At 62.3% G+C, this 25027-nt stretch carries 20 protein-coding genes; 4 read left to right on the plus strand and 16 right to left on the minus strand.

Annotation, left to right across the window (positions count from 1 at the left end; translation table 11 throughout):
• Positions 1-320: 320 nt before the first annotated feature.
• Positions 321-1946, minus strand: coding sequence for a glucose-6-phosphate isomerase (gene pgi / locus ACM5SV_RS35595; RefSeq protein WP_113547151.1), 1626 nt, complete (start codon positions 1944-1946; stop codon positions 321-323).
• Between the two features lie 151 nt (positions 1947-2097).
• Positions 2098-3798: a long-chain fatty acid--CoA ligase gene (locus ACM5SV_RS35600; RefSeq protein WP_113547152.1), complete on the minus strand. Its 1701-nt coding sequence runs from the start codon at positions 3796-3798 to the stop codon at positions 2098-2100.
• 247 nt (positions 3799-4045) lie between these two features.
• Between ACM5SV_RS35600 and ACM5SV_RS35605 the strand changes: the two genes are divergently transcribed.
• Complete coding sequence (locus ACM5SV_RS35605; protein WP_222018098.1) at positions 4046-4438, plus strand: PRC-barrel domain-containing protein; 393 nt, start codon at positions 4046-4048, stop codon at positions 4436-4438.
• A gap of 226 nt (positions 4439-4664) precedes the next feature.
• On the opposite strand, the gene ACM5SV_RS35610 is transcribed toward ACM5SV_RS35605, so the two are convergent.
• The 7 genes from ACM5SV_RS35610 to ACM5SV_RS35640 form a co-directional block, all read right to left on the minus strand.
• Positions 4665-5636: an IS110 family transposase gene (locus ACM5SV_RS35610; RefSeq protein WP_222018096.1), complete on the minus strand. Its 972-nt coding sequence runs from the start codon at positions 5634-5636 to the stop codon at positions 4665-4667.
• A gap of 181 nt (positions 5637-5817) precedes the next feature.
• Positions 5818-8271, minus strand: a complete 2454-nt coding sequence (locus ACM5SV_RS35615; protein ID WP_222018094.1) for a glycoside hydrolase family 2 protein — start codon at positions 8269-8271, stop codon at positions 5818-5820.
• A gap of 81 nt (positions 8272-8352) precedes the next feature.
• Positions 8353-8748: a VOC family protein gene (locus tag ACM5SV_RS35620; protein WP_011650298.1), complete on the minus strand. Its 396-nt coding sequence runs from the start codon at positions 8746-8748 to the stop codon at positions 8353-8355.
• 48 nt (positions 8749-8796) lie between these two features.
• Positions 8797-9546: an ABC transporter permease gene (locus tag ACM5SV_RS35625; RefSeq protein WP_222018092.1), complete on the minus strand. Its 750-nt coding sequence runs from the start codon at positions 9544-9546 to the stop codon at positions 8797-8799.
• The gene (locus ACM5SV_RS35630) at positions 9543-10487 is read right to left on the minus strand and encodes an ABC transporter ATP-binding protein (protein WP_222018090.1); all 945 of its coding nucleotides are present in this window, start codon (positions 10485-10487) and stop codon (positions 9543-9545) included. Before ACM5SV_RS35630 ends, ACM5SV_RS35625 begins: the two co-directional genes overlap by 4 nt.
• Positions 10484-11650 carry an ABC transporter permease gene (locus ACM5SV_RS35635; RefSeq protein WP_113547155.1) on the minus strand — a complete coding sequence of 389 codons (1167 nt, stop codon included), beginning with the start codon at positions 11648-11650 and terminating at the stop codon, positions 10484-10486. The genes ACM5SV_RS35630 and ACM5SV_RS35635 overlap by 4 nt, the downstream gene beginning before the upstream one ends.
• A gap of 59 nt (positions 11651-11709) precedes the next feature.
• Positions 11710-12618: an ABC transporter substrate-binding protein gene (locus ACM5SV_RS35640; RefSeq protein ID WP_222018088.1), complete on the minus strand. Its 909-nt coding sequence runs from the start codon at positions 12616-12618 to the stop codon at positions 11710-11712.
• Between the two features lie 521 nt (positions 12619-13139).
• On the opposite strand from ACM5SV_RS35640, the gene ACM5SV_RS35645 reads away from it, so the two are divergent.
• Together ACM5SV_RS35645 and ACM5SV_RS35650 are read left to right on the plus strand one after the other, a co-directional pair.
• Positions 13140-14357 (plus strand): LysR family transcriptional regulator, encoded by a 1218-nt coding sequence (locus tag ACM5SV_RS35645; protein WP_222018086.1) that lies wholly within the window; start codon positions 13140-13142, stop codon positions 14355-14357.
• Between the two features lie 28 nt (positions 14358-14385).
• Positions 14386-15111, plus strand: a complete 726-nt coding sequence (locus tag ACM5SV_RS35650) for a copper homeostasis protein CutC (protein ID WP_222018084.1) — start codon at positions 14386-14388, stop codon at positions 15109-15111.
• Positions 15112-15351: 240 nt separating this feature from the next.
• Here ACM5SV_RS35650 and ACM5SV_RS35655 read toward each other — a convergent pair whose 3' ends face one another.
• The 7 genes from ACM5SV_RS35655 to ACM5SV_RS35685 all read right to left on the minus strand — a co-directional run bounded on the left by ACM5SV_RS35655 (position 15352) and on the right by ACM5SV_RS35685 (position 23589).
• Positions 15352-16371, minus strand: coding sequence for a zinc-binding alcohol dehydrogenase family protein (locus tag ACM5SV_RS35655; RefSeq protein ID WP_017995931.1), 1020 nt, complete (start codon positions 16369-16371; stop codon positions 15352-15354).
• Positions 16372-16603: 232 nt separating this feature from the next.
• Positions 16604-17578, minus strand: coding sequence for an ABC transporter permease (locus ACM5SV_RS35660; RefSeq protein ID WP_003545129.1), 975 nt, complete (start codon positions 17576-17578; stop codon positions 16604-16606).
• 27 nt (positions 17579-17605) lie between these two features.
• Positions 17606-19159, minus strand: coding sequence for a sugar ABC transporter ATP-binding protein (locus ACM5SV_RS35665; protein ID WP_012755887.1), 1554 nt, complete (start codon positions 19157-19159; stop codon positions 17606-17608).
• Between the two features lie 108 nt (positions 19160-19267).
• Positions 19268-20257 carry an ABC transporter substrate-binding protein gene (locus ACM5SV_RS35670; protein ID WP_012755888.1) on the minus strand — a complete coding sequence of 330 codons (990 nt, stop codon included), beginning with the start codon at positions 20255-20257 and terminating at the stop codon, positions 19268-19270.
• A gap of 208 nt (positions 20258-20465) precedes the next feature.
• Positions 20466-20912, minus strand: coding sequence for an RbsD/FucU family protein (locus ACM5SV_RS35675; protein WP_012755889.1), 447 nt, complete (start codon positions 20910-20912; stop codon positions 20466-20468).
• Positions 20913-20921: 9 nt separating this feature from the next.
• Positions 20922-21941 (minus strand): aldo/keto reductase, encoded by a 1020-nt coding sequence (locus ACM5SV_RS35680; protein WP_012755890.1) that lies wholly within the window; start codon positions 21939-21941, stop codon positions 20922-20924.
• Positions 21942-22086: 145 nt separating this feature from the next.
• Positions 22087-23589 carry a UxaA family hydrolase gene (locus ACM5SV_RS35685; protein WP_012755891.1) on the minus strand — a complete coding sequence of 501 codons (1503 nt, stop codon included), beginning with the start codon at positions 23587-23589 and terminating at the stop codon, positions 22087-22089.
• Between the two features lie 224 nt (positions 23590-23813).
• Between ACM5SV_RS35685 and ACM5SV_RS35690 the strand changes: the two genes are divergently transcribed.
• The gene (locus ACM5SV_RS35690) at positions 23814-24713 is read left to right on the plus strand and encodes a GntR family transcriptional regulator (RefSeq protein ID WP_012755892.1); all 900 of its coding nucleotides are present in this window, start codon (positions 23814-23816) and stop codon (positions 24711-24713) included.
• The last annotated feature ends 314 nt before the right edge of the window (positions 24714-25027 follow it).

The raw sequence follows: 25027 nt of genomic DNA on the forward strand, positions 1-25027 counted from the left end.
GTTTCGCACCGTGGGCCCCATCAAAAGGGATGTGCCAGGCCGACCGCTATCAGTTCGCCATTGCGGCGGCAATGTCGATGTTGGCGCCAATCCGCCCCGGCGCGTGAGATTGATTTGTAAGGTTGGAGCCAGCGTCAGCGCGCCTGCCGGCGCCCTCTCCCCGTTCTGACGGGGAGAAGGAAATATGCCGTGACCTCTCCGTTCCTCACTCGCCTTTCGCAGGGCACGTCCCTCTTCCCGTCAGAACGGGGGTCCGGAGGACGGGTCGAGACGAGTGGCTTGACCCCGGCAAGGTTAGGGTGAGGGGCAATCTCGATCGCTTACTTCGCCAGCTTCGCCAGTGCCGCAACCAGGCCCTGCGTCGAAGAGTCATGCGATGCCGCACTTTCCTTGCCTTCGACGACAGGCAGCAGACCCGTTGCCAGTTCCTTGCCGAGCTCGACGCCCCACTGGTCGAAGGAGTTGATGCGGAAGAGCACGCCTTCGACGAAGACGCGGTGTTCGTAAAGCGCGATCAGCCGGCCGAGCGCATAAGGGGTCAGCTTGTCGTAGACGAAGGTGATCGACGGCCGGTTGCCGTTAAAGACACGGTGCGGCGCGATGAAATCGGCCTTTTTGTCGTCCATGCCCTTGTCGGTCAGCTGCTTTTTGGCCTCTGCGAAGGTGCGCCCTTTCATCAGCGCTTCCGACTGGGCGAGAACGTTGGAGATCAAGAGCTGGTGCTGGTGGCGCAGCTCCGGCTCGAAGGCGTTGGCAGCGATCATGAACTCCGCGGGGATGATGCTCGTGCCCTGATGGATGAGCTGGTAGAAGGCGTGCTGGCCGTTGGTGCCGGGCTCGCCCCAGACGACGGGGCCGGAATTGCCTTCGACCGGCGTGCCGTCGATGGTGACGCCCTTGCCGTTCGATTCCATGTCGAGCTGCTGCAGATAGGCCGGGAAACGCGACAGGCGCTGGTCGTAGGGCAGGATGGCGCGGGTGGGGTAGCCCAGCACATTGCGATGGTAGAAGCCGATCAGGCCGAGCAGCACAGGCAGGTTTTCGGTAATCGGCGCCTTACGGAAATGATTGTCGACGGCGTGGGCTCCGTCGAGGAACTTGCCGAAATTCTCAGGGCCGACTGCGATCATCAGCGGCAGGCCGATCGCCGACCAGATCGAGTAACGGCCGCCGACCCAGTCCCAGAAGCCGAAGACGCGGGCGCTGTCGATGCCGAAGGCGGCGACCTTGTCGAGCGCCGTCGAGACGGCGGCGAAGTGGTGCTGCACGGCCGCTTCGCCGAGCGCCTTGGCGATGAAATTGCGCGCCGTCTGCGCATTGGTCATCGTCTCGACGGTGGTGAAGGTCTTCGAGGCGACGATGAACAGCGTCGTTTCCGGCTGCACCAGCTTCAGGATATCGGCGATATGGGCGCCGTCGATATTGGAGACGAAATGCGCGCGCGGACCGTCATGGAAGGGGGCAAGCGCCAGCGTCGCCATCACAGGGCCGAGATCCGAGCCGCCGATGCCGATATTGACGACATCGGTGATCGCCTTGCCGGTCGCACCCTTCAGCGTGCCGGAGCGGACGTCGTCGGCAAACTTGCCCATGGCGGCAAGCACCGCATTGACGTCGGGCATGACATCCTTGCCGTCGACCAGCACCGGCGTGTTGGAGCGGTTGCGCAGCGCGGTGTGCAGAACGGCGCGATCCTCGGTGAAATTGATCGTCTTGCCGGAGAACATTTCCTCGCGCTTCGTCTCGACGCCGCCGTCTTCGGCGAGCTTCACCAAGAGCTTGAGGATGTCGTCATTCACCGCCGTCTTGGAAAAATCCATCAGCAGGTCGTCAAGCGCGACGGAAAAGCGCGAAAAGCGCTGCGAATCGGTGGCGAAGGCGGCACGGATATCGGTTGCCTTGGTGGCATCAGCGGTGCTTTTCAGCTGTTCGACGATGGCGTTCATGGGAGGCTCCTTTGGAGGCGGAAAGGTTGCGGAAACTATTCGCTTTCTCACCCGCAAATCAAGTTCAGCCACCTGTCGAAATGGAAAAAAGCCACCCGCGGCAAGCGGATGGCACCTTCAGGAAAGCCTCTAATTCATCAAATCGTCGAATTCAGCCGCGCAGGTCCTTGCGCAGGATCTTACCAACAGGCGACTTCGGCAGCTCGGTGCGGAACTCGATGAAGCGCGGCCGCTTGTAGTTGGTGAGGTTGGCGATGCAATGGGCTTTCACCTCGGCTTCCGTCAGGTTCGGATCCTTCCTGACGACGAAGAGTTTGACCGCCTCGCCGGAATGTCCGTCCGGCACGCCGATGGCTGCGGCCTCGAGGATGCCGGCATGCATGGCGGCGACTTCCTCGATCTCGTTCGGATAGACGTTGAAGCCGGAGACGAGGATCATGTCCTTCTTGCGGTCGACGATCTTGGTATAGCCGCGGTCGTCCATGAAGCCCATGTCGCCCGAGCGGAAATAGCCGTCATCGGTCATCACCCGCGCCGTCTCCTCCGGCTTCTGCCAGTAGCCGGCCATCACCTGCGGCCCGCGGATGCAGATCTCGCCGACGTCGCCGAGCGGTAGCGAATTGCCAGCTTCGTCGCGGATGTCGAGTTCGGTGGAGGGAAGCGGCAGCCCGATCGTGCCGGTGAACTCGGGCGAATCGAAGCGGTTGGCGGTGGCAACGGGCGATGTCTCGGAAAGGCCGTACCCCTCTGTCACTGCCGTGCCTGTCATCTTCAGCCAGCGGTCGGCGACCGGGCGCTGCACAGCCATGCCGCCGCCGAGCGACATGATCAGCGAGGAGAAGTCGAGCTTGGCGAAATCGGCATTGTTCATCAGCGCATTGAACAGCGTGTTGAGGCCGGGGAAGATATGCACCTTCGACTTTTCGAATTCCTTGACGAGACCGGGAATGTCGCGTGGATTGGCGATCAGGATATTGTGGGCGCCGAGCGACATGCCCATCAGCGAATTCACCGTCAGCGCAAAGATGTGGTAGAGCGGCAGGGCGCAGAGGAAATTCAGCACCTCCGGCTCTTTCTTGCGCTCGAAGGCCGATCGAAGCCAGAGCGACAGCTGCGCCTTGTTGGCAAGCAGGTTCTGATGCGTCAGCACCGCGCCCTTGGCAACGCCCGTCGTGCCGCCGGTATATTGCAGGAAAGCGATATCGCTGCCCGTCAGCGTCACCGGCTGGAGCTTTTTTCCCGCACCTTCACGGAGCACCTGGCCGAAGCTCTTGTGCTGAGGGATCGACCAGGAGGGAACGAGCTTCTTCACCTTGCGCACGACGAAATTGACGATCAGCCCCTTCGGCCCCAGCATTTCCCCGAGCGAGGTGACAACGACGTGGCGAAGGTCCGTCTTGTTGAGAACCTGCTCGACCGTGCGTGCGAAATTTTCCAGCACGAAGATCGCCTTGGCGCCGGAATCCTTCAACTGGTGTTCGAGTTCGCGCGGCGTATAGAGCGGGTTGACGTTCACCACCACGAGGCCGGCGCGCAGGATGGCATAGGTGGCAATCGGGTTCTGCAGCACGTTCGGCATCATCACAGCGACGCGGTCGCCCTTCTGAAGGCCGGTGCTCTGCAGCCAGGCGGCGAGTTTGCGCGTCTGGCTCTCCAGTTCGCGGTAGCGCATCCCCTTGCCCATGCTGGAAAAGGCGGTCCGGTCGGCATAACGGGCGCAGGATTTTTCCAGCAGTTCGGCAAGCGAGGCATATTCCAGCGGCGGAATCTCTGCCGGAACGATATCGGGGTAGGCGGCAAGCCAGGGCTTGTCCGGCCTGGCGCCGTTTGGATGGACGGAAATGCTGTTCATCTGTCTCTCTCCCCTGCGGCCGCCGCGCCGACATCATTCGGCAGATAACCAGAAAGATCCTCCATCTTCCAGTCCGGCAGCTTATGCCATTGCCTGAATGGTTCAAGCCGAATGAAGCTATACTAACCTTGACGTAAACGTCAACATTCTGCCAGCACACGATCATGGAGAGGATGGGGAACTTTGAGTCCGCCGTGACGTTGATCTTGCATACTCACCATGAGGAAACACCAAAAGGAGGTGCACAATGTTGAACCAGGATACTGACGCCACCCGCCGTGACCCGAATGTCAAGGTCACGCACTCGCTGATCGCCAGCGACCGCGTCGAGGGCACCCGTGTCTATGGGGCCGATGGCAAGCATATCGGCTCGATCGAACGCCTGATCATCGGAAAGCTCGACGGCCGTGTTGCCTATGCCGTGCTGAGCTTCGGCGGCTTCCTGGGCATCGGTCATGATCACTATCCGCTTCCCTGGGAAAAGCTGAACTACGACACCCAGCTGGATGGCTATCGCATCGACCTGACCAAGGAGCAGATCGAAGGCGCCCCGAGCTATTCGGACGATGACGACACCTGGTACAACGACAATGGCCGCCGGGTCTATGATTACTACGGCGTGCCGCCCTACTGGATGTAACGTCGTCCGATAGGCCGAGCTGGAAGGGCCCCGCGGATGCGGGGCCTTTTTAGTGTTTGGCTCGTGCCGACCGCCGCCCCTCACCCTAACCCTCTCCCCGTAAAAACGGGGAGAGGGGACGTGCCCTGCGAGAGGCTGGCGGGGAACCGAGAGGCCGCGGCATATCCCCTTCGCCCCGCGAGCGGGGAGAAGGTGGCGGCAGCCGGATGAGAATCTGTGTTGGTTGTCAAGGGGGATTTGGGGTCCAGAGGCGATCCTGAGATAGAAGGCAGTTTGCCAGAACGAGCAATTTACGCATGACGGCGACCAAGATGACCTTCGCTGGTTTTCCTGCGGCTTTGAGTGTGTCTGCGAAACGAGCAAGGGTGGGATTGTATCGACGGGCCGACAAGGCGGCCATGTAGAGCGCGCGCCGGGGTGCGGGCCTGCCGGCGCGGATGGAACGACGTCCGGTTCGGGCACCGCTGTCGTTAGCGATTGGGGCAAGCCCTGCCAGCATGGCGGCCTGCTTGCCCGAACAACTGCCCAACTCGTCCATGCCGGCCATCAATGCCAGGGCCGTGACGCGGCCGATGCCGGGAATGGAGGTGAGGATCTCGGCCTTGCGGTAGAGCTGCGGATCCTCGCCGACACGTCGCTCGATCTCTTTGTCGAGACGTTCGACATGCTGTTCCAGCCGACGCACGAGACGGTTGAGTTCGCCGCGCAGAAGGGCGGTGGTGGCAGTCTTGCTGCGGTTCTGCAGGGCGGTGATGTCGCATTTGGCTGCCGATCGTGCATTGACCAGCTCCTGCAAGGCCTCAACGTGAGGACTTGGTGGCGTGTCGGCCGGCGGGCGCAGGCTCTCGGCCAGGAGCGCCAGGAAACGGGCATCGAGACGGTCGGTCTTGGCGAGATAGCCGCAGGCACGGGCAAACATGCGGGCGCGCAGCGGATCGACCACGGCGACGGCAAAGCCATCGAGCCAAAGCGAGCGATGGGCGGGGCGATGGAACTTGCCGGTTGCCTCCATCACGATGTTTTTGGGCCGATGCCTGGCCAGCAGCCGTTTCAGCTGGCGGATGCCGGTCTTGTCATTGCTAAACCGCCGGCTTTCGCCCAGCGGATGCAGATGAATATCGAGCCACTCTTTACTCACGTCCACACCGGCATAAACTACCGGCATCGCGTCTTCTTGGAACGAAACCTTGCCTTGCATGCGGGACTTGCTCCCCATCATCTGTTCAGGACAAACGCGAGGACGGCCGGACCAATCCCATCCCCGGTTCAAGCCAAGGGGCCTGCGGTCCCGGCCGTCCGCACTCCGGCGGATGGCCATCCGCCGGAGTGCGCACCAATCATCCAACAATCAGTGCAAATTGAACATGCAAGGGGCTTTCCTAGCGCCCGGCGGTGAGATCGTTGGCCGACCGTAGAACGGTGCCGAAGACAATGCCGTCTGCCCCGATCGCCTTTGTCGTCTTGACCACAAACACATGGCTCTCGCCCGGCAGCAGCGTCACCAGCATCGAATCGACAACGGCATCCGGATCCAGTCGATCGGCCATCAGGCAGAGATCCTTGAGGAAGTTTTGCGCCGTCACCTTGACCTCATACCCGCCGTCGATCCCGACGACATCGACCGTCAGCCGCGGCGCCGGCAAGGCAAGCTCGATATCCTCGACGAAATAGTGGAAGGCCCGTCTGTCCAGCATCTGCACGACGATGAGCTCGTTCTTCGGTAAGTCGGGGGTGACGATCTCCTCGGGCAGCGGAAATTCCTTTGCTTCGAAACGGTCGCAGAGCAAGCGCCAGAATTCGAATTCGGCAAGCACGGTGCCGTCGAGCGTCATGCGTTTGCCGCTTATCTTCGCCCGCCAGAACAGCGTTCGTTCATTGACCGCAACCGCCGAAAGCCCGCCGCCGCGCGGCTGGATCGTCAGCAGGCGCGGATCATAGGCCGCCTTCAGCGCATACCAGAGCGGCTTGCGGCGTCCGGCCGAATCGAGGGCGGCCCAGGAGGTCACCGGCCAGCAATCGTTGAACTGCCAGACCACCGCACCCTTGCAGATATCCCGATGCGAGCGCATGTGCTCGACGCCGAAGCGGATGGCGCGCGCCTGGTTGAGTTGGGTGGCGAAGTGCCAGTCGTCCATCGTCTTGGGCTCCGGCAGATGGCCGGACAGGCCGCGGATCAGCTTGTCATTGCCCTCCGTTGCCTTCTGATGGTGGAAGACGCCGTTCGATTGCGGCGTCAGCGGCGCATCATGCACGCTTTCTTCGATCGTCGCCCAGGCAGCCGGTGCCTGCCAGCCGAATTCGGAGCAGAAGCGCGGGATATAATTGCGGTAGACCTCGTAGCCGACATCGTTCCACACGTCCCAGACATGTTTGCAGCCATGGCCGTCGGCATTCGGTTCGATCTCCATCGAGCCGGAATAGGGGCTGCCGGGATAATAGGGCCGGTCCGGATCGAGTTCGGCGCAGAGTTTCGGCAACAGGTCGAGATAGTAGCCGAGCCCCCAGCTTTCGCCCGCCTTGATGATCGGCCGCCAGCCCCATTCGTCGAAGCCCCAGATGTTCTCGTTGTTGCCGTTCCAGAGGACGAGCGAGGCATGCGGCATCAGCCGCACGACATTGTCGCGCACCTCCGCCTCGACCTCGCTTCTGAGCGGCTCTTCCTCCGGATAGGCGGCGCAGGCAAAGAGGAAATCCTGCCAGACCAGCATGCCCTTGCGGTCGCAGGCCTCATAGAACTCGTCGGCCTCGAAGATGCCGCCGCCCCAGACGCGCAGCATATGAATATTGGCGGCCTTTGCTTCCTCGATCCGCGCGGCATAACGCTCGGCCGTCAACCGCGGGGGAAAACAATCGTCCGGAATCCAGTTTGCCCCGCAGATGAAGAGCGGCACGTCGTTGATGATGAAGGTAAAGGCCGAGCCATGGTCGTCGGCTGCGGTATCGAGCCGCAGCGAGCGGAAACCGAGTTCACGCTGATAGCTGTCGAGCAGATCGTCGCTGGCCTCGTCGAACAGCCTCAGCGTCATTGGATAGAGCGGCTGCGCGCCGAGATGGTGCGGCCACCAGAGCTGCGGCGAGGGGAGGGCAAGCTCGAAGGAAACCGCGTCTTCATCAGGCGCAATCGCCACCGTCTTGCTCACGCCGCCGATTTCGGCAACGAGCCTCAACGGCGTCTTATCTCCATGCCGCGCCAGCCGGGCATGGACCTTCACTAGGCCGTCGCCGCCGGAAAGTATTGCCGATACCCGTGTTTCGGCAAGCCGCGCCCGATCCCAACTTTCCAGCCGGACCGGCTTCCAGAGGCCTGCCGTCACCAGCGTCGGCCCCCAGTCCCAGCCGAAATTACAGGCCATCTTGCGCATCAGATTGCCCGGTCCCGGGTAGTTGTTGGGACGGTAGCCGTAATGTTTTTCCATCTCCGCGCCATAGGCGTAGGCGGAGCGGAAGGTGACGGTGAGTTCGTTCTGGCCAGCCTTCAGAAGCCGGGAAACATCGAAACGATAGGTACGGTGCATGTTGAAGGTGCAGCCGATCTCTTCGCCGTTGAGGGATATCACCGCGACCGTATCGAGCCCGTCGAAGACCAGTTCCTGCACCCTGGCATCGTCATGCATCGCCTCGAAACTGCAGCGATAGGTCCAGTCGGTCTTGCCGATCCAGTCATTGGTGATCTCGTTGACGTCGATATAGGGATCGGGGATCAGCCGGTTGGCGAGAAGGTCGAGATGCACGCAGCCCGGCACCGTCGCGGGTATTGCAGCCGGCAGGCCGAGCCTTACTGTATCGTTACAGGAGAGCGTCCAGCCGGAATTGAGCGCAGTCTTTTCGATCATGGCGGGCTCCTGATGCATGCCGCTTGAAGCTGTGGGATTATCTATGGATTGGAACGTGCCGGTGGTTCGGCATGAGATGCCTCAGAGAAACCGGCCGTGGCGCTGCAGCACCTCGATCTTGTAGCCATCCGGATCGCTGATGAAGAAAAACAGGCCGAAGAGCTTGCCGTCGCGGTTGAGCTCTACCAATTCACCCGGCTTGAGCCCGAGCTTCGACAGCCGCTCGCGCTCGACCGCCACCTCTTCGACGGAGACGGCGAGATGGCCATAGGCATTGCCGAGGTCATAGGGCGCGGTCCGGCCCTTGTTGACCGTCAGTTCCAGCTCGAAGCCGGTCTCGGCATTGCTCATATAAATCAGCGTGAAGGTCTCGAAATCGACGCGGTCGGCGACCGAAAGGCCGAAGGCCCTCTCGTAGAATTCGACGGAGCGCGCCTCATCGAGAACGCGGATCATGGAGTGGATCATCTTCGCCAATTCTGCCTCCCTTTGTCATCCATCACGGCGGTCTTGGTACCCGTCCTCCTACGCCGCGCGCAAGCCGATTCTTCGCGTAATCGCTCCTTCGATCAAGCCCATGGCGTCATAGATCAGCACCGCCATCAGGCCGACGATCAGGCCGCCCTGCAGGATGAAGGCGGTATTGTCGGAGATCAGCCCGGCGATAATGACCTCGCCGAGGCCCTTTGCGGCAACCGTCGAGCCGATCGTCGCCGTGCCGATATTGATCACGGTCGCAACCTTCAGTCCTTCGAGGATCAGCGGCAGGGCAAGCGGCAACTCGACCCGCAGCAGCCGCTGCGTGCCGTTCATTCCCATGCCGTCGGCGGCATCGAGAACCTGCGGCGAAACCTGCTTCAAGCCGGCAACAGTGTTTTCGAAGATCGGCAGCAGCCCGTAGAGAAAGAGCGCGATCAGCGTCGGCATGGCGCCGAAGCCGGTCGCGGGAACGGCGAGCGCCAGCACGGCGACCGGCGGAAAAGTCTGCCCCGCATTGGCGATGGCGCGCGACAGCGGCAGGAAGTCAGCCCCGCTTTCCCGTGTCACGAAGATGCCGCCGACAACGGCGAGCACGGCGCTGCAGACGATCGATCCGATCACCAGCTGCAGATGGCCGGCGGCCAGCGAAGCAAGGCTGTTCTGCCTATAGACGGCAGGCGCATTGTTGCTGGTCAGCGGCGCCAGCATGAAGGAAAGCCACTCCGTCCTGAACAGCAGGATGAGCAGCAAAGCCAGCGCCGCCAGGCGGAAGAGATTGGCGACGACGAGCTTCATGCCTTACGGCCCAGTTCGAGCAGCCGCGTCATCGAGATCGATCCCACCGGCGCCTTTTGCGCATCCTGCACCGCCGCCTCGTCGACCCCCTGCCAGATCATCTCGGCCAGCGCATCACGCAGGCTGAGCGATTGCGGCAGGGCATAGGCGAGACCGTTCTTTGCCGGCTCCATGCTTTCCTTCAGCGGCAGCAACGACATCAGCTTCAGCGCCCGGTCGGAGGTGCCGGTCAATTGCTGCACGAAGGGATCGGCGGGTTCGGTGAGGATCTTTTCCGGCGTCGAGCATTGCAGCAATCTACCCTCGCTCATCACCGCGATCTGGTTGCCGAGATGGAAGGCCTCGTCCATGTCGTGGGTGACGAGGATGACAGTCGTGCCGAACTGTTTCTGGATCGCCAGCAGGTCGTCCTGCGCCTTGCCGCGGATGACGGGATCGAGCGCGCCGAAGGGCTCGTCCATCAACAGCAGCTCCGGTTCGGCCGCCAGCGCCCGGGCGACACCGACGCGCTGCTGCTGGCCGCCGGAGAGCTGATGCGGATATTTATCGGCAAATGTTGCCGGATCGAGGTTGAAGAGCCCGAGCAGTTCCTCGACCCGCTTGGCGATGCGGGCGGAATCCCAATCGAGAAGCTGCGGCACGGTGGCGATATTCTGCGCCACGGTCCGGTGCGGAAAGAGGCCGTGCCCCTGGATCGCATAGCCGATCTTGCGGCGAAGCTCGGTCACCGGAACGTCCATCACATTCTGTCCGCCGACGAAGATCTCGCCTTCGGTGATCGGCACCAGCCGGTTGATCATCCGCATCAGCGTCGATTTGCCGGAGCCAGACGTGCCGACGATGACAGTGATCTCGCCCTTCTCGACGCTCATCGAGACGTCGTCGACGACGGTGGCCGTGCCGTAGCGCTTGGTGACGTTCCTGATCTCGATCATGGTCATGCGGCAGATCCCCGGATGCTTTCGATGACCGCATCGAGGATGACGGCCGATGAGAAGGCGAAGAAGACGGTCGGCACGGCGCCGAGCAGGACGAGGTCCATGGCCGTCTGGCCGAGCCCCTGGAAGATGAAGATGCCGAAGCCGCCGCCGCCGATCAGTGCGGCAATCGTCACCATACCGATCGCCTGCACCAGCACGATGCGGATACCGGTGAGGATAACCGGGAAGGCGAGCGGCATGTCGATTCCAACAAGGATCTGCAAGCGTGTCAGCCCCATGCCGGCCGCAGCATCCCGCACCGAGGGATCGACGCCCTGCAGGCCGACAACGGTGTTGGCGACGATCGGCAGCAGCGAATAGAGCACCAGTGCAATCAAGGCAGGCGCCGTGCCGATGCCGCGGATGCCGATCGCGGCGGCGAGCGGCACATGGGTGGCGAGATAGCCGAGCGGCAGCATCAACAGGCCGAAGAGTGCCAGACTCGGGATCGTCTGAATGAGGCTGAGGCCTTGCAGCACGATGGCTCGCAGCTTCGGCACCCAGAAGCAGAGAATGCCGAGCGGCAGGCCGAGAACAATGGCGATGGCAAGCGAGCCGAACGCCAGCAGCAGATGCGAGATCGCTTCGGTTTCGAACTGCGGAGCCCGTGTCGAAAATTCCTTCATGATCGAAAGGCTGTCGAGCAGGCCGGAGGAGAGCGAAATGAAGAGCAGCGCCGTATAGGCGGCCAGGGCTGCGACCCGCATCCACGGCGCCAACCGGACCTTCACCAGCGCATCGGATATGACGAGGCCGATCACGGCAAACAGCACCCAGAAGCCGCCGCCGGGCGTCATCCGCGCCACCGTGCTGCCGGGTGGCGTTGCCGCTGTCGAGACGAGGCCGATCGCAACGATCAGCGCCGCAAGGCAGAGTGTGGCGATGACAAGCCGCGCGATCGCATTGGTGAGGAACAGCGTGGCGAAGGCGGTGAGAAGGAGAAGCACGGTCAGGATGACGACGGAAGGCTGGGGAAGAAGCTGCATCAGCAGCATCGGCTTGCCGGCGGCGATGCGGTTTGCCTTCACGTAGATGAAGGGCAGCAGTGCTGTTGCCGCGATGCCGCCGGCCACCAGAACCACGCCGAGCCGGTCCAGCCTGCGGACCGCTAAGGTTTCTGCCATGAATCCCAATCCTGTCAGGAAAGAAAGCTCCGCCCGTAATCGGGCGGAGCGGGCAATGACTACTTCAGGAAGCCTTTTTCCTTGAGATAGGCTTCGGCGACCGACTTTGCCGGCTCGCCGTCGACCTGGATCTTGGCGTTGAGCTTGCGCAACTCGTCGGCGGTCAGGCTCTTGAAGATCGGCGAGAGCACTTCATCGATCTTCGGATTGGCCTTCAACACCTCTTCGCGGATGATCGGCGTCGGGGCATAGACCTGCTGCACGTTCTTGTCGTCTTCGAGAACGGTAAGTTCGGCCGCTTCGATGGCGCCGTCGGTGCCGTAGACCATGGCGGTGTTGACGCCGTTCGTCTGGTCGGCGGCTGCCTTGATCGTTGCCGCTGTGTCACCGCCGGAGAGAACGACCATCTGGTCGGGCTTCAGCTGGAAACCGTAGGTCGTCTGGAAGGCGGGAAGCGCGCCGGCCGAATTGACGAATTCGGCGGAGGCGGCAAGCTTGGCGGCACCGCCGCCGGCAACCCATTTGCCGAAGTCCGTGAGGCTCTTCAGCTTGTTCGGGCCGGCAACATCGCTGCGCACGGCGAGCGCCCAGGTGTTGTTGGCAGGCGAGGGCGTCAGCCAGACGATCTTGTTGGCATCGTAATCGAGCTTCTTCGCCAGCTCATAGCCCTGGTCGATGTTCTTCCAGGCGGCGTCATCGGCCTTGTTGAAGAAGAAGCCGGCATTGCCGGTATATTCGGGATAGATGTCGATTTCGCCGGCGGTGATCGCCTTGCGCACGACCGGTGTCGCGCCAAGCGCAATGCGGTCCTGCGTCTTGATGCCGTTCGCTTCGAGAGCGAGCGCAATGACGTTGCCGAGCAGCGTGCCTTCCGTGTCGATCTTCGACGAGACGACGACGTCTGCAGCATGGGCCGCACCCGCTGCAAAGGCGGAGAGCGAAACGGCAAGTGCGAGTTTCTTCAGCATGGAAAGTCCCCTTTTTCAAAAACCGTTGACCTACAGCGCCGCACGTCTTTCAGACGTGCAAAGGACGTTGTAGCACTTTGAATTGCTGCATAATTTTATCTCAAATCGATACCGATTTAAGGAATTATGCAGTGGCCCAAGCCCCGCCGGGAGGCTTGCGCATAGGAAATCCGCCGGCGAAGGCGACCAAGTCGCCATCATGCCGGAATTGCGTGCGTGATGGAAATAGCGTGCATGCCCGAAAAATCGATGCAAGCCCCCTCCAGTATTTGCGGTCGCTGCACGATTATGGCGGCGAATGCACCTCCGCGCGCGGAAACGCATTCCCTTTTCCAAGGCCGGCGCGATTTGTTTTTGTCCCCTTGCGTGTTTCCACGATATTCCCAGGCTCTGTTGCGGATTCCCGCCGCCCGGATTTTTCTATGATCGAACGATAGCCCGCCTCTTCGGAGGCAGGGATATCTTTTTTCCTGAACACATCATATCTTCCGGTTTTTCCAGCGCTTTCCGGAGGTGGCCGTTTGCATCTTGGTGCCTTGTTCATCGCAAGCCATGTCCTGACCTCCGGTTCGGTCCGCGAGACCGCGCGGCGGTTCCAGCTGTCGCCCTCCACCGTCTCGACGGCAATTCATAATCTCGAGACCGAACTGGCGATGAAGCTGACCGAACGCGCCTCCGGCGAGCTGGCGACGCTGATTGCGAGCGGCAGGGTGCTGGAAGGCCTGAAGCCGATCATGGCTGTGATCGCCGAGCTCGGCCAATGGGCCGGTCACGACCCCGCGGCCGGGATCGACGAGGCCTGGCCGTCCCGCATTCCCGTCAAGATCGTCACGATGGAGCGTTTTCTCGAAGTTGCCGACCAGGGTAGCATCAACCGGGCCGCCCGCCGTCTTCGCCTCGGTCAGCCGCAGCTTTCGCTTCAGCTTGCCAATCTTGAGAAATTTTTAGGCCATCGCCTGTTCGAGCGGCAGGCGCAGGGCTCGGTGCTGACGGAGGAGGGCAGGCGCGCCTACCAGGTATTCATGGCGATCAGCCAGGCGTGGAACGATCTCAAATCGTCGGCCGACGAGCGTTATCGGCGCACCGCCCGGTCGCTGCGCATCGGCTCGATCATTCCGACCGGATCGGAAAGCTGGGTGGCACGCTGTCTGGGATCGCTGGTCTCCGAATGGAATGCGCGCCGCAACAACAATGCGATCTCGCTGGTGTCGATGACCGCCGACGATCTGCGCGAGGCGCTGAAGAACGGCCGCATCGATGTCGCAATCCTGGATTCGGTCTTCGGCCTCGAAAACTTCCGCCATCGCGAATTGCTGCAGACCGATATGGTAGTGATCGCGCCGCCTGACAGTACCGAGACCAGTATCAGCGATCTCGTCGCCGGCCACCCGATCTGCATGCCGAGCCCGCGCACCGGCCTCGGCCATGCAGCCATGGCCTTCAGCTATGAACGCGCGCCCAACCGGCGCCGGCGCGGCCAGGATATCACCGCGGCAGATTCGCTGCCTGTCATCGTCGATCTCGTCGCCAATCACGGTTACGTCTCTTTCCTCGGCCGGGTCAGCGCCATGCCGATCGCCGACAAGGTGCGCATCGTCGATCTCGACGAGCATCTGCCGATGTCCTATCACGTCGCCTTCAACCATCGCAAAGCCGCCGCCGATGCCTGCACTGTCATCATCGAAGCGGCGGCGAGAATTACCTCTGAAGCGGTCGTGCGAACCGCAGCCGTGGCTTAAGCCACGGCGGAGCTAGGGAGACCGCAACATGACGATCTTGCTTGAGGTATGCGTGGACAGCGCCGAGGGCCTTGCCGCCGCGATCGAGGGTGGTGCCGGGCGCATCGAGCTCTGCTCGGCGCTGGAGCTCGGCGGCCTGACGCCGCTGCCGAGCCTGATGCGGATTGCCGCCCGTGCGCCCATTCCGGTCTATGCGATGATCCGCCCTCACGCCGGGCCCTTCATTTTCGACGGGGCGGATGCGGAAGCGATGATGATCGATATCGATGCCGTGCGCACATCAGGCCTTGCCGGCGTCGTCATCGGCGCCAACCGGCCGGATGGTACGCTCGACATGCCGTTGATCCACCGTTTGAAGACGTATGCCGCCGGCCTCGGCTCGACGCTGCATCGCGCTTTTGATCTGGTGCCGGATGCCGACCAGGCGCTGGAGCAGGCGGTCGAGCTCGGCTGCGAACGCATCCTGACATCAGGCTGCGCGCTGAAGGCGGTAGACGGCCTCGACACGCTGAAGCGCATTTCGGCAAAGGCCGCCGGCCGCATCGCCATCATGCCCGGCAGCGGCATCCGCCCCACCAATGTCGGCGAGATATTGAAGGCGACCGGCGCCCGCGAGGTCCACGGCTCCTGCAGTTCACCGGTCGAAAGCGCCGATCCGCGCGCGGTCGCTTTTGGTTTCGAGGCGAGAAGCACAAACAAGACGGATGTCGCCGTCGTCAGGCAGATGCGCAGGGCGATCGAGGCGGGAGTTTAGCGACCGCGGCTTGCCCTCATCCGGCTGCCGCCACCTTCTCCCCGCTTGCGGGGCGAAGGGGATATGCCGCGACCTCTCCGTCCCCCGCCCAGCTCTCGCAGGGCACGTCCCCTCGCCCCGTTTTACGGGGGTCCGCAGGACGGGTCGAGACCAGTGGCTCGACCCCGGCAAGGTTAGGGTGAGGGGCAGCCGCCGGCGCGAAGCGGACGGAAACCACGTCACGCGTTCGCTGGAAACGCCCTAACCACCAATACTGATCACAGCCTTGATCAGCCCATTCTTCTCATGCGCCCAGCGCGCGAGATCGCGCGGCGCATCGGCAAGCGTCGTGCGGTGGGTGATCAGTTTGTCCACCGGCACCAGCCCTTTGGCGATCGAATCCGCGACATGCTCGAAATCGACGCGGGTGGCGTTGCGGCTGCCGATCACCATCATCTCGCGCTTGTGGAATTCGGGATCGGAGAAGCGGATATCGTCCTTGACGACGCTGACCAGCACCAGCGCGCCGCCATGGGCGACGAAGGAGAAGGCCTTTTCCATCGAAGGGCCGTAACCCGTCGCATCGAAGACCACGTCGAAACCGTCGCCATTGGTCTTTTCCTGTACGGCCTCCGCTGTCGCCTCGTTGGCAACGATGCCGGAGGTGAAGCCGAAACGCTCCGACGCCATCTGCAGCCGCTCGGTGCTGGTATCGAGCAGCGTCACCTCATGGCCTGCGATGCGCGAGAAGATCGCCGCCCCGAGGCCGATCGGCCCGGCGCCGATGACGAGCGCCCGGGCTCCGGCACCGGTCATCGAACGGCGCACCGCATGAGCGCCGATCGCCAGGAACTCGGTCGTCGCCGCCGCTTCGAGGCTTACACCCTTGGCGGCGTAGAGGTTCTCGGCCGGGACTGAAATCTCCTCGCAGAAGGCGCCGTCGGTATGGACGCCGAGCACCTTGATATTGGTGCAGCAATTCGGCTTGCCCTGCCGGCAGGCGATACATTGCCCGCAGGAGAGATAGGGATTGACGATGACAGGCGTGCCGACCGCGATAGTCACACCATCGCCGGCTTCCAGCACCGTCGCGGAGATCTCGTGCCCCATCACCCGGGGATATTCGAGGAAGGGATGTTTGCCCTCGAAGATGTGGTAGTCGGTGCCGCAAATGCCGACATGGCTGACGGCAAGCCGCACCCAGCCGGCGGCGGGAGCCGCAGGCGAAGGACGCTCGACGATATCGAGCACGCCGGGCTCCCGGCAAAGAACTGCTTTCATGACGGGTCTCGCATTCCTGGTTCTTTACTCTGTGTCGTGCCACTGCTGTTCGGTTCGTGCGGATAGCTGCCCCTCACCCTAACCCTCTCCCCGTAAACGGGGCGAGGGGACGTGCCCTGCACGACGTCAATGGGGACGGAGAGGTTTGCGGCATATCCCCTTCTCCCCGTCAAAACGGGGAGAAGGTGCCGGCAGGCGGATGAGGGGCAGGCAGCGATCTCTTGCTCGCCTCTCAATTGCTCCGGCGGCGGCGCAGCTGGTCGAAGAACACGATCACGATGATCAGCAGACCGGTGATGATACGCTGCCAGAAGGAGTTGACGTTCAGAAGGTTCGCGCCGTTGTTGATGGTGGCGAGAATGAAGGCGCCGATCAGTGGGCCGTGCACCGAGCCGACCGCGCCGAACAGGCTGGTGCCGCCGATGACGGAGGAGGCGATCGCCTGCAGTTCCCAGCCGTCGGCCTGCGTCGCATTGCCGATCGCGATGCGCGAGGCGAGCAGCACGCCGACGAAGGCGGCGAAGGAGGCAGACAGGATATAGGCGAGGTAGATCATGCCCTTGACGTTGACGCCGGAAAGGCGCGCCGCCTCGGCGTTCGAACCGACCGCGAAGAGATACCGGCCCCAGCGGCTCAGATGCAGGAAGATGAAGGATGGGACCGCCACCAGGATGACCATCCAGAACAGGCTCGGAATACTGAGCAGATCGGCGCGGGCGAAATTGCTGAAGCCCTCATTGGTGATGTTGATCGTCGAGCCGTTGGTGATCAGCAGGCCGATGCCGCGCAGCGATGTCAGGGTTGCCAGCGTGATGATAAAGGGCGGCAGGCCCATATGCACGATGCCGAAGCCATGGAAGGCGCCGATCGCCACACCCATGAGCAGCGTCAGCGCGATCGCCCCCCAGACCGGCACGCCCGCCTGCAGCAGCCAGGCGATGATCACGGTGCAGAAGCCGACGATGGCGCCGACCGAAAGATCGATGCCGGCGGTGATGATGACGAAGGTCTGGCCGAGCGCCAGGATCGCCGTCATCGCACCCTGACGCAGCAGGTTGGAGATGTTGAGCGGCGTCCAGAAGCTCGGGGTGACGACGCCAAGCACGATCCAGAGGAAGATCAGCAGGCCGATCAGCGTCAGGCCGAACAGGATGTTCATTTTCCGGCGCGGCGGCGGTGCGACGATTTCGGTGGGGGTGGCAGTCATGAATTTTCTCCCTCTTATTCTTTTGGCTCAGACGCCGATCGCTTCGCTGAGCACTTCTTCATGCGTCGCCGCGTGATAATCATGGCTCGCGACGATTTTGCCGGCGCGGAAGACGTGCAGCCGGTCGGCCAGTTCGTAGACCTCGGGCAGATAGGAGGAGATCAGGATGATGCCCGCGCCGTCCTTCAGAAGCTTGGCGAACAGCCGGTAGATTTCCGCCTTGGTGCCGACGTCGACGCCGACGGTCGGCTCGTCGAAGATGAAAAGCCGGGCGCCATGGCTCAGCCACTTGCCGATGACGATCTTCTGCTGGTTGCCGCCCGACATGCTGGAGGCCGGAACGCGCCGGCTCGGCGTCTTGATGCTGAGATTGCGGATCTGCTGGTCGGCATTGGCCGATTCGCGCGTGTGATTGATCACCGGCCCGTGGCTCAGCCGCCCGAACACCGGCAGGTTGATGTTGAGGCCGATCGGCAGGTTGAGGCAAAGCCCCTGATCGCGCCGGCTTTCCGGCGCCAGCGCAATGCCGAGCTCCATCGCCGTGCGTTCGTTGCGGATGTCGACACGTTTGCCCATCCATTCGACATCGCCTGCTGTCGTCGGCTGGCGGCCGTAGAGCCCGAGGGCGAATTCGCTGCGCCCGGCGCCGATCAGGCCGTAGAGGCCGACGATCTGTCCCGCCTTGACGCTGAGCGACACATCTTCGAAGCCCGGGCCGGAGAGGCCGTTGACCGTGAGGATCGTCTCGCCGATCGCAATCTTTTCCTTGTGGTAGATCTGTTCGATCGAGCGGTTGATCATCAGCGAGATCAGTTCGGCATCGTTGGTCTCGCCGATCAGGCGCGTGCCGACATGCGTGCCGTCGCGCAGCACCGAGACACGGTCGGCAAGCTCGAAGACTTCCTCCATGCGGTGGCTGATATAGACGATGGTGACGCCTTCGCCCTGCAGCCGGCGGATCAGCTTGAAGAGCTGCGCCGATTCCTGGCGGGTGAGATAGGCAGTCGGTTCGTCGAAGATCAGGAATTGCGTGCCGCGCATCGCTGCGCGCGCCGTGGCCACCAGCTGCTGCTGGCCGATGGTCAGCGAGCTCAACAGCGCACCGGCCGGCAGGCCGAAGCCGAGATCGTCGAGCACGGCCTGCGCCATCTTCTCCATCTGCTTCTTGCGCATCAGGCCGAAGCGGTTGACTTCATCGCCGAGGAAGAGATTGGCGGCGACCGTCAGGTGCCGGCAGAGCACGACTTCCTGGTGCACGGCGTTGATGCCGCGGGCGATCGCCTCGTTCGGCGTCGCCAGCCCCACCGGCTGGCCGCACCACAGCACTTCGCCGGCGGTGCGGGTGATGACGCCGGTCAGCAATTTGATGAGGGTGGATTTGCCGGCGCCGTTTTCACCGACGATGGCGTGGATTTCGCCGGCGAGAAAGGTCAGCGTCGCTGGCTTCAGCGCCTGCACATGACCGTAATTCTTCTGCAGGCCCTTGAGTTCGAGGATAGGCGATCCGGCGGGAATTCGATTGGCTTCTTTCAGCGTCGCACTGTCATCATGGCGATGACTGACCTCTTCCAGTCCGATCATGGGACCTCTCCTCCTTGTGTCGCGTCTGCTCTCCATCCCCCGCAAAACATAGCACGGATGGAAAAAGCCGCGCCGGTTTTTGAAGCCGGCGCGGCTTGTCTGTCGTTATTACTTGATCTTCGGGTTCAGCAGCGCGTCGATCTTCGGGTCGGCCATATTCGCCTTGGTGACGAGGTTTGCACCGGTGTCGACATTCTCTTCGACCTTCTCGCCCTTGGAGACGGCAAGCGCGGTCTTCACGCCGTCATAACCCATGCGGTAGGGGTCCTGAACGACGAGGCCGGCAATCGCACCATCCTTGAGGAAGCCGACCGTCTTGTCGTCGCTGTCAAAGCCGATGACCTTGATCTTCTCGCCGAGCTTGTTTTCGGCGATCGCCTGGCCAACGCCCTGCGCCATGATCAGGTTCGAGGCGAAGATGCCGACGAGGTTCGGATTTGCCGTGATCAGGTCGGTCATCATGTTGAGGCCGGTCGTTGCCTGGCCGTCGCCGTACTTGTCGGCAATGACCTTCAGGCCGGGATACTTGGTCTTCACCTGATCCAGGAAGCCTTCGCGGCGCTGTTCCAGCGAGCCGACGCCCGGAAGGTTGGTGAGGATGACGATTTCGCCCTCTTCCTTGCCGGTGGCGCCCTTGATGGCGGCGGCCAGACCGTCAGCGGCGATGCGGCCGCCCTGAACGTTGTCGGTCGTCAGGAACGACTTGAACGCCTTGGAGTCGGCGCCCGAGTCGATGCCGATGATCGGAACCGACTTGGCCGCTTCATCGATCGGCTTGCCGAGCGCCTTGAATTCGGTCGGCGAAATGACGACGGCCGCCGGCTTGCCGGCAACGGCGTTCTCAAGAATGCTGATCTGGCCGTTGACGTCGGATTCGGCCTGAGCGCCGAGTTCCGGCACGTTGACGCCGAGATCCTTGCCGGCCTTGCGGGCGCCGGCCAGAACGATCTGCCAGTAGAAGGACGTCGTGTCCTTGACGATGATCGGGATCGTCACGTCGGCCGCAAACGACGGTGCCGGCATCGCCGAGGCGATAACTGCGGCGCCCGCAAGCGCGGTAAAGGCGCGGCGGGACAGAAGGGATTTCACGAAACTCATAAGGGTTCTCCTCTCAGGGTGCGTTCTCCTCCGAATAAATCGACCGCTGAACGCAGGCGGACGATTTTTATCGATAAAAAACATTTGCCAGGTGAAGCTAGCCGAGGCGCAATCAAATTGCAAGAGCGCCAAACAGGCTTTTTTTCTTCGGTAAACTCCCGCCAAGCAACTGATTTTATTCCAATACAACGATACACTAAAATAGGGATCAGGCTTGATCGACCTCGTGCGGATGGACGACGCCCTTTTTCAAAATCAGGTTGCCGTACAGCCGAAATTCCGTCGTCGCGACGATGTAGGTCGCCTTGCGGGCCATCGCGTAAAACGCAAAACGCTCCACCGGCACGATGCGGAAATCGCCGGCGTGCTTGGAAACGATCTGCTGGAATTCGGTGCAGACCTCCGGCATCGCATCGGGATCGCCGACCACCTCCATCCGCCACGCCGCTTCCGGCACGAAAGTGTCGAGCGGCATATGGGTCAGGATGGCCGCGGCCATGTCAGTGGCGCTGACGCCGTCGGCGCGAATGACCGGCGGGCCCATCGAGCCCGAGGGAAAATTGGCGTCCGATATGACGATATCGTCGCCATGTCCCATGGTCTTCAATGCATGGAGCAGGTCGGGGCCAAGCAGCGGATGAATACCCTTGAGCATAATCTCTCCTCAGACTCGCACAGCTTCGGCGCCGAGCGGCGGCGCGACCAGCGTATAGGGTTCGAATTCGGCGTAGATCGCGTCGGCAAGCCGCGGCTCGACGATCTCCATGTTGCGCGTCAGGCTCGACGGCTTCGCCGTGCCGATCAGCACCGATGCGACGATCGGTTCGCGCAGCGGAAACTGCAGGGCGGGCGCTGCCAGCGGCACGCCGTGGCGTTTGGCGATCGCCTCCATCGCGCCGACTTTGGCAAGCACATCGTCATCAGCCGGCATATAGTCGAAATGCGAACCCGGTACCGGACCGGTGGCGAGGATGCCGGAGTTGAAGACGCCGCCGACGACGAGCGACGTGCCCTTCTGCCGGCAAAGCGGCAGCAGTTCGGCGACGGCCGAGCGGTCGAGCAGCGTGTAGCGGCCAGCCATCAGGATGCAGTCGAGATCGGAATGGCGCATAACGTCGAGGCAGACCGGCACTTCGTTGACGCCGAGGCCGAAGGCGGAGATCGCGCCAGACGACTTGAGTTCCTCCAGCGCCTTCACGCCGGAATCGAGAAACTGCTTCTGGTGGACCGCATTCTTCGCCGCGCCATGCGTGTAGACGCCGAGATCGTGCACATAGAGAATATCGATGCGGTTGAGTCCGAGGCGCGCATAGCTGAATTCGACCGAGCGCATGATGCCGTCATAGGAATAGTCGTAATCGGCATCGAAGGAGAGCGGATCGACATAGCTGTAATCAGGCACGGTGCCGGTCGGCACCGGCCGAAGCAGCCGGCCGACCTTGGTAGAAAGCACGTAACTGCCATCCGGCTGGTCGCGCAAGAAATCGCCGACCCGCCGTTCGGCAAGGCCGAGCCCATACCAGGGCGCCACATCGAAATAGCGGATGCCGCTATCCCAGGCCGCCTGCAGCGTGTCCATCGCCACCTCGCGCGGGCATGCGCGGTAGAGACCGCCGAGAGCGGCCGCACCGAAGCTGATTTCGGTCACCTCCAGCTTGGTCTTGCCGATCTGTCTCGTCTTCATCATTCCTCCTCACGAAGAAGCTGAACTATCTGGAGCAATCCCAGGAAAAGTGTGAAGCGGTTTTCCGTCCGGGATTGCGTACTTCAAATCAATCCCAGGAAAAGTGTGAAGCGGTTTTCCGTCCGGGATTGCGTAAAAACAGAGATTACAGCGTCGCACCCAGATGCCACGGCACGAATTCATTGTCGCCGTAGCCGAAGAGCTCGCTCTTGGTCTTCTTGCCTGATGCCGTATCGACGATGAGGTCGAAGATCTCGCGGCCCTTGCCGCTGATCGTCGCGTCACCCGTGGCGATCGTGCCGCAATCGATGTCCATATCCTCTTCCATCGAGGCATAGAGCGCCGAATTGCTGGAAAGCTTCAGCGACGGCGCCGGCCGGCAACCGAAGCAGCTCCCGCGGCCAGTGGTAAAGGCGATCATGTTCGCCCCGCCGGCCACCTGGCCGGTCGCCGAGACCGGGTCGTAGCCGGGCGTGTCCATGAAGACGAGGCCGGGGGCCGTGACCCGCTCGGCATAACCATAGACCGCCGTCAGCGGCGAACGCCCGCCTTTGGCAACCGCGCCGAGCGACTTTTCGAGGATGGTTGTGAGGCCACCGCGCTTGTTGCCGGGCGAGGGGTTGTTGTCGAGCGAGGCGCCGTGCAGGGCGACGTAATCTTCCCACCAGGCGATCTTGTCGTCGAGCTTCTTTGCCACCTCGTCGCTGACGGCGCGGCTGCGCAGCAGATGTTCGGCACCATAGATTTCCGAGGTTTCCGACAGGATCGCCGTGCCGCCGGCCGCTGCCAGCAGATCGGCCGCGACACCGAGCGCCGGATTGGCGGTGATGCCGGAAAAGCCATCCGAGCCGCCGCATTGGAGGCCGATGATGATCTCGCCGATCGACATCGGCACGCGCTTTTCTTTGCCGACATCGGCGGCGATTTCGCGCAGCATGCCCATGGCGCGCTCGACCGCGCGGCGCGACCCGCCGGCATCCTGGATGTTGAAATGCCGCTTCGAGGCGCCGGCACCACTCTGGCCGTAGAGCGTCAGCTGGTTGACCTCGCAGCCGAGGCCGATCATCAACACGCCGCCGAAATTCACGTGCCTTGTATAGCCGGCGAGCGTCCGGTGCAGCACGTTCATGCCGTCGCCGGTCGAGCTCATGCCGCAGCCCTGGTCGTGCACGATCGGCACAAAACCGTCGATGCCTTCATAATGCGGCAGGATCGTCCGGTTCGCCTCGTCGGCGATTGCCCGGCAGACCGTGGTGGAACAGTTCACGCTGGCGATGATGCCGATATAGTTGCGCGTTGCCGCCCGCCCGTCGGCGCGGCGATAGCCCATGAAGGTGCGCCCGACGTCGTCGGCTGTCGCCGCTTCCGGCGCCGAATTGGCGGTTGCCGCCAGCCGGTCGTTTTCGAAATGCAGGTTGTGGCTGTGCACATGGTCGCCGGCCTTGACCTCGGCCGTCGTGCGGCCGATCGCCTGTCCGTATTTGACCACGGGTCCCCCGAGCGGAATATCCGCTATCGCCACCTTGTGGCCGGGGTCGATCTTCTCACGGGTCTGAATGCCGGCAACCGTCGAACCCGGCGCGATTGCCGCCGTTGCGACCGCGACATTGTCGCCGGCCGAAAGGATGATCCAAGGCAGTTTGTCCAATTTATTCTCCCTGGGAAAGGCTCGCTGCATCGGCGAAAGCGCATTGATTTTGTTTTTTATCTACAATAAACATTTTCAAGTCAACGGGAATATTGATCCTGTGGACGAGGGAGGCAATGAGCCGCAGGCGACCGGAAATAAGCTAAAGGTCGTTTGAACAAGCCCCGATTTTTCTGCCCTGCTGGAGAGCGGGCGGTGGATACGAGGGCGGAAAGCGGGGTCTGGTGGCAAGGCAGAATACGGTCTTCAAGGAAGCCTATAACAGGTATGCCGTAGCCCTGCGCACGGATACGGCGCTGCCGTCGGAACCGGAGATCGCCGCCCAACTCGGCGTCAGCCGCTCGACGGCGCGCGCCATCCTCACACGGCTCAGCGAAGAAGGCATCATCCGCTGGAACAAACGCCAGAAGATCGTGCTGCGCCAGCCGACTGACCATGATCTCTTTCCCTCCGAAGAAACCGACTCCCTGCATGATATCATCGAGCGCAGCTTCATGCAGCGCATCCTTGCCGATGATGCAGCACCCGGTATGCAGATCAACGAGTTGGAGCTTGCCCGCGAGATCGGCACCGGCACCACCAGCGTGCGCGAATTCCTGATCCGCTTCTCCCGCTTCGGCCTCATTGAGAAACGGCCGAACAGCCACTGGACGCTCAAAGGGTTCACCCGCGAATTCGCCCTCGAGCTTGCCGATGTGCGCGAAATGTTCGAGCTGCATTCCGCCGCCGAATTCGGCCGGCTTCCCAGGGATAATCAAAGCTGGGCCGATCTTGCCGCTATGCGCGACGAACATCACGCCATGCTTGCCGACATCAACCAGCGCTTCAAGGATTTCTCCGTCCTCGACGAACGCTTCCACTTGCTGATCCACCGCGCCTCGAAGAACCGCTTCATCGCCGATTTCTACGACGCGATCGCCATCGTCTTCCACTATCACTACCAGTGGAACAAGGCCGCCGCCCGCCAGCGCAACGAGCGCGCCATCCACGAACATCTGGATTATATCGCAGCGCTGGAATCCGGCGACCAACCAGCAATCGAAACCGCCTGCCGCGCCCATCTGCACTCCGCCCGCCAGACCCTGCTGCAATCCCTGCCGCAAGTCGCCACAGAGAACGCCTGAGCGGGGGACATCTCGGCCCAGAGATCGCCGATGCCAGCCCCCTCATCCGCCTGCCGGCACCAACCGGGGTCGAGCCACGGGTCTCGACGCGTCCTTCGGACCCCCGTTTGCGGGGCGAAGGGGATATGCCGCGACCTCTCCGTCCCTCTATCGCGTCTCGTATGGCACGTCCCCTCTCCCCGTCAGAACGGGGAGAGGGTTAGGGTCATATGCGCTAGGTTTAGCCCTGGACATAAGGAATCTGGTTGTGATTCAAGCTTTGGATGAAGATTCGTCCTGAGGTTTTGGATCATTGGCCGGAAGTGCGCGAGCGG

The sequence above is a fragment of the Rhizobium sp. CRRU65 genome (assembly GCF_048551595.1).
Lineage (GTDB): Bacteria > Pseudomonadota > Alphaproteobacteria > Rhizobiales > Rhizobiaceae > Rhizobium > Rhizobium leguminosarum_J.